The organism is Candidatus Palauibacter australiensis (assembly GCA_026705295.1).
Taxonomy (GTDB): domain Bacteria; phylum Gemmatimonadota; class Gemmatimonadetes; order Palauibacterales; family Palauibacteraceae; genus Palauibacter; species Palauibacter australiensis.
Map to the genome: position 1 here is coordinate 1 of JAPPBA010000145.1, position 5600 is coordinate 5600.

Consider the following 5600-nt stretch of genomic DNA (forward strand, 5'->3'; position numbering starts at 1 on the left):
CGGCCCGAAAATGGCCTCCGAGACCGCCCCATGCACCTTGTCTGGTAATCGCTTTTCGACAGCCGCATCACCACCAACACGATGCAAAGCAGAAGCGAGAGCGGGGGCAACATCACGTTTGGCGGCATCGTGAGGGTCTCGATTCCGCGGCGCGCGTGGGCGTTCGCGGGCGGTGAAACGGTGTGGGCGGCGAACAGAGCGGCATACCGCTTTCACGAGATTACATTCGTCGGCGACACCGTTCGTACGATCGAACTGGGCAACGCGCCCCAGCCTCCGCCCGACGACTCGGACGAGTCCGAGTTCGAGCCCCTGATTGCGGGTCTGAGCGTGTCGCCGGAGGGCTGGCTCTGGGTGCTGCGTTTTCCGGACGACCCCGATAACCCGGGCGACCATCGCGTATGGGATCTGTTCGACAATTGCGGCCGGTACCGCGGCGAGGTTTCCTCGTCAGAGGGAATCGCAACCGTCCGGTTTGGAGGCGAAGCGGTGGATCCCATCGATTTCGGCGCGGGAGGCGTGATCCACGGAATCGCCCGCGACGCGCTGGGCTTGAGCTACGTGCTCCGCCTCCGCCTTGAGAGCGCGGCCGGTATGCGGCCGACCCGGGAGGTCTGTCCCTTCTGATCGACGGCTCGCGCGTCCCGAGCTGTACGCGTTCGCACTGAGGGCAGGGACGCAGGGGACCGGCAACCTCGTTCCCCCAAAACCAGGGCGTGCCGGATCGTCCCCGCTGCGAGCCGGAACAGCGCCGCGTGCGAAACCGGACGCCGACCAGTACCTCGGACTGTCAGATCGGGAGGGTAGCAGGCACCTTCAGCATTCATGGCCACATCACGGACGTTTCGCGAGCGCCTGAGGCAACGGGTGCGAAGGCTGCGGTTTCCGCATCCGCTGACGCTGCTCACGGTCGCGATCCTGGCGGCTGCGGCGCTGTCGTACGTGCTGCCGGCGGGGGAGTACGAGCGGCGGGACGATCCGGTGACGGGGCGCAGCGTCGTGGTGCCGGGGACCTTCCACGAGGTGGAAGCCAACCGGATCGGAGCCTTCGAGGCGATCGTTGCGATCCCGCGGGGGATGGCGGACCGTGCCGATGTCGTGTTCCTCATCTTTCTCATCGGCGGGGCGTTCGCCGTGTTCGATGCGACGGGGGCGCTGCGGCGCGGCGTGACCTGGCTCGTCCGGGGGCTCGAGGGCCGCGAGATCCTCGCGATCCCCGTCGTCTGTCTCGCCTTCGCGGCGGGCGGCGTGACGGAGAACATGCAGGAGGAGATCATCCCCCTCGTTCCCGCGCTCATGCTGCTCACCAAGCGGCTCGGCTACTCTCCGATGGTGGGGGTCGCGGTCAGCGCGGGCTCCGCCTTCGTGGGGTCGGCCTTCAGCCCCATCAACCCTTTTCAGGTCCAGATCGCCCAGAAGGTGTCCGACGTGGCGCTGCTCTCGGGCTGGGCGTTCCGTCTCGCGTTCCTGGCCATCGCCCTCGGCCTCTGGATCTGGTGGACGATGCGGTATGCCGCGCGTACCCGTGCGGGGCCCGAGGCAGAGGAGACGACGGACGTCTCGGAGCCGGATGGGGCACTCGGCTGGAGGGACGTAACCATCTTCGCGATCGTCGCCTCGACCTTCGTCGTCCTCGTGTGGGGACTGCTCCGGTGGGAGTGGGAGTTCGACCACATGTCGGCCCTCTTCTTCATCATGGGCGTCGTGGTGGGGATCATAGGCCGGCTCGGCGTGACCGGGACGGCCCATGCCTACGCCGAAGGTTTCCGGTCGATGGGATATGCCGCGCTGCTTATCGGCTTCGCCAACGCGATCTACGTGGTCATGGATGACGCGCGGATCATCGACACCATCGTGCGCGGACTGTTCGTCCCGCTCGCGGACCTGCCGCTCGCGCTCTCGGCCATCGGCATGTCGGCCGCGCAGGGCGTGCTGCACTTCGCCGTACCCAGCGTGAGCGGTCAGGCCGTGCTGACGCTGCCCGTCCTCGTACCGCTCTCGGACCTGCTCGGGCTCTCGCGGCAGATCACGATCCTCGCCTACCAGTACGGGGCGGGGCTGTGCGAACTGATCACGCCAACCAACGGTGCCCTGATGGCGATCCTGGCCGCGAGCGGCGTCCGCTACGAGTCGTGGCTGCGCTTCGTGATCCCGCGCTACCTCATGCTGATGGCGCTCGGAGCGGTCGCTCTCGTCATCGCCCTCGCCATCGGCTACAGCTGAGCCTCACCACGTTCCCGCGGGAACGCCCCCGCCCGCGAGCGGCGTTCCCGCGGGAACGTCCGGCTCAGAAGTTTTCTCGATCGGCCGAACAGGCCGGTGACGCCCCGAGCCACCCCGCCGCCCAGCCTGCGGGGCCGGCCGCGGTCCAGGCGTCGCGCGCGAGCCAGTCCAGCGCAGGTTCCCCGATCGGCGCGCCCGGCGGCGCGTTCGGCGTCCCCGGCATCTCGTAGGGCGCCGAGGGCTTGTCGAGGAAGCGCTCGATGTCGCGGTCGACCAGCGCGGCGAAGGCGGCATCCCGCTCCGGCGGCGGGTTCGCGGCCATCTCGGCCCGCATGTCCGTCAGGCTTCGCGTCGCGATGGCGCGCACGTGCGGCATGGACGCCTGGTCCGCGAGGGCCATGATCCGATCCACGACCACGCGGAACGCGGCCAGGCGGAGTTCGGTGCGGTACGGCGTCTCGTTCGGCTCCGGGCGCACGGCGTCGACCAGCGTCGTCAGCACTTCCTTCAGGCCTGGCAGGCTCGGGTCGAGCGCGTGCTGCTGCACGAGCCGCGCCGCCCGCGACGGTTCGAGGACGCGTGACACGGTGTGGTCCGTCGCCACCACCGCCGGCGTGACCGCATCGAAGGCCGGCCCGGTGTAGCGCGGAAACGTCTCGCGCGAACGCCCGAAGCCCGGCGGCCGAGGCGGCAGCAATTCAAGCACACCGGCGGGGATCTCCAACTCCGCCGGCCGCATCGTCCGGGCCAGCGCACCCAGCGCCGCCCGCTGCGCCCCGCCGGCGACGCGCTTCACGGGCGTCCGCCCATCCCCGCGGAAGGCGTAGACGTACTCCAGCCCTCCGAGCAGCGAGGCGGCCGCGTCCACCTGGTAGCGATGGTGCATGTACAACGGGACCAGCGCCTCCTCGACCGTGACGATCGGCCGCCCGGCGCGGATCGCGCCCTCGCCGAAGCGGTCCAGCGAGTGCCGCCGCACGTCCATCATCCGCTCGAGTTCCGCCGCCGCGTCCACCCCGTTCGACCACTGGTCGGCGCGCGCGTGGATGTTGATGTCCTGGTTCGTGAAGAGGATGACGTCCTCGTCCCAGGCTTCGTCGAGGATCCGCTCCAGCTCAGCGGCTTCGTCCGCTCCCTCCGGGAATTCGGAGTACCCGTACACGATCGCGACCTTGTCCCACTCTCCGATGTCCACGTCATAGACCTCGGAATAGTCGAGCTGTCCGGCGTCGCCCAGCGTCACGAGCGGATGGGGATAGTCCATGACCGAGATCCGGCCGAGCCTGCTGTCGTAGTAGTTGTGGACGAGGCCGAGCGTGTGTCCCACTTCGTGCGCCGACAGCTGCCGGATCCGCGCCAGCGCCCACTCCGCCAGGTCCCCCGGCGCTTCGTCCCCGTCGGCATAGGGCGAGAGGAGACCCTCGGCGATCAGGTAGTCCTGCCGCCAGCGGAGCGAGCCGAGCGTCACCACTCCCTTGAGGATCTCGCCCGTGCGGGGGTCGGTGACGGAGCCGCCCGTGCTCCAGCCGCGCGTCGAGCGGTGAACCCAGTTGATCACGTTGTAGCGCACGTCGTGCGAACTTACGCCGTCCGGGAGCATCTCCACCTGAAACGCGTCCCGGAAGCCCGCCGCCTCGAACGCCTGGTTCCACCACCGAGCCCCCTCGAGCAGCGCCGTCCGGATCGGCTCCGGCGCCCCCGGGTCCAGGTAGTAGACGAGCGGCTCGACCGCCTCGCTCATCGCCGCCGAGGGATCCCGCTTCTCGAGCCGGTGGCGCCGGATGAACCGCTGCTGCATATCCTCTCCCAGCGGCGCCGAGTAGTCCGCGAAGCTCATGGTTCCGTAGCCGGACCGGGGATCGAAGGCCCTGGGCGTGTACTCTCCCAACTCCGGCAGTTGCACGAACGAGTGATGGAGGCGGATCGTGGCCGCCTCGCCGGTCGAGGCCACGTTCGCGACGCCTTCGAACGCCCCGCCGCCCCCTCCGAATCCGCCGAATCCGCCGCCCCCGCCGCCCGGCTGGCGGACGAAGGTGAGGGATGCCTCGATCTCGGTGTTCTCCGGGAACCCCATCGTCATCGGCAGGTGCACCGCGCTCCGGCCCGCGTCGAACCGGTACGTCCCGGGCCGCAGCCGCTGCGCCCAGTTGATCATGTCCCGGACGACGAAATCGGTCGCGTCGACGAGCACGCGCCCCTCCGTCTCCGCCGCCGCCGTGAAGCCCCACAGCGTGGAGGGGGCGAAGGCGTCCGTCACGGCCCGCACCTCGCGCGGGTTCGTGCTGCTCGCGCGGAAGTCGAGGTTCGGCTGGATCATCAGCACCTTCGGCCCCACCCGGTGGAAGCGCACGAGGCGGGAGCCCGAGAGCGCGCCACGGTCGAGACCGATGTCGTTCGATCCCAGCCCCGAGGCGAGCCCCGTCATGTGGAGGATGTCCGTGTCCCAGCGCGAGATTTCGAGCCACAGCTTTCCGCTTGAGGCTTCCCAGTACATCGGGATGAAGCCGTCGATGGCCCGCATCGAGGCCGTCTTGTCCTCGATCGAGGGGAGTCCGCCCTCGGCAGCCTGCGCCACGGTTGAAACGGGCCCGTAAAAGAAGAGGAAAAAGAGATGAACGGGCAGAAGCTTGCGGAAGCGGGTCACGGAGTACACAAGAGCCTCCTGCGGACGATGGACGGTCGGCCTCCCCCGGGGAGTCGGAGGGAGGGACTACACATTAGGCCGGAGCCATGCGAAGAGGGAGCGGGCTAATGATCGATGGCAGCCGTCACCTCGCCGATGATATCCGACAGATATGTGTTGATGTCTCCGGGACTCGGCCCCAGTCGCACGATGACGAGGTCCCGGGACGGGATGATGACGGTGTACTGACCCATGGATCCGGCAGCCCAGAAGGCGTCCTCCGGGGCTCGGGGGAGCTGGCCGCCACGATTGAGCCAGAAGAGCCCGCCGTAGTTGCGGAGTTCGGCGCCTGGAGCGGGCGTCCGGACGAAGTCCACCCATCCCTCGGGGAGGATGCGATCGCTTCCGCCGCCGGGCGTTGGCCACACTCCATCCCAGAGATGCAGGAGACCGTATCTCACCCAATCCCATGCACTCCCGTAGTCGTAGCCGGTGATGATGAAGTTGCCCCAGGCGTCGGTCTCGAGGACGTAGTTCCGGGCTCCGATTCGGTCGAACAGGATGCGCTGCGGATAGGAGAGCCAGTCGATTCCGTGTGCTTCGACTGCTTGCCGGACGATGCGGTTGGCCACGAGCGGGTCCGAGTTGCGGTAGCGGAAGATCTCCCCCGGCGGGCGATCCATCGGCTGGTTGATCGCGTGCTCGAACACGTCGATCCCCTCGAAGTAGATGCGGCGGTGTTCGTCGACGTGGG

Annotated in this window: 4 protein-coding genes; 2 read left to right on the top strand and 2 right to left on the bottom strand. The window is 68.5% G+C overall.

Annotated elements, in window-relative coordinates; genetic code table 11:
* The first annotated feature begins 129 nt into the window (after positions 1-129).
* Together OXN85_11900 and OXN85_11905 are read left to right on the top strand one after the other, a co-directional pair.
* Entirely contained in the window at positions 130-627 is a 498-nt protein-coding gene (locus tag OXN85_11900; protein ID MCY3600659.1) for a hypothetical protein, read from the top strand.
* A gap of 240 nt (positions 628-867) precedes the next feature.
* Positions 868-2223 carry a YfcC family protein gene (locus OXN85_11905; GenBank protein MCY3600660.1) on the top strand — a complete coding sequence of 452 codons (1356 nt, stop codon included), beginning with the start codon at positions 868-870 and terminating at the stop codon, positions 2221-2223.
* A 64-nt stretch (positions 2224-2287) separates the two neighbouring features.
* On the opposite strand, the gene OXN85_11910 is transcribed toward OXN85_11905, so the two are convergent.
* Together OXN85_11910 and OXN85_11915 are read right to left on the bottom strand one after the other, a co-directional pair.
* Positions 2288-4867, bottom strand: a complete 2580-nt coding sequence (locus tag OXN85_11910) for a zinc-dependent metalloprotease (protein ID MCY3600661.1) — start codon at positions 4865-4867, stop codon at positions 2288-2290.
* 104 nt (positions 4868-4971) lie between these two features.
* A partial coding sequence (locus tag OXN85_11915) for a serine hydrolase (GenBank protein ID MCY3600662.1) occupies positions 4972-5600 on the bottom strand: 629 nt, incomplete at its 5' end.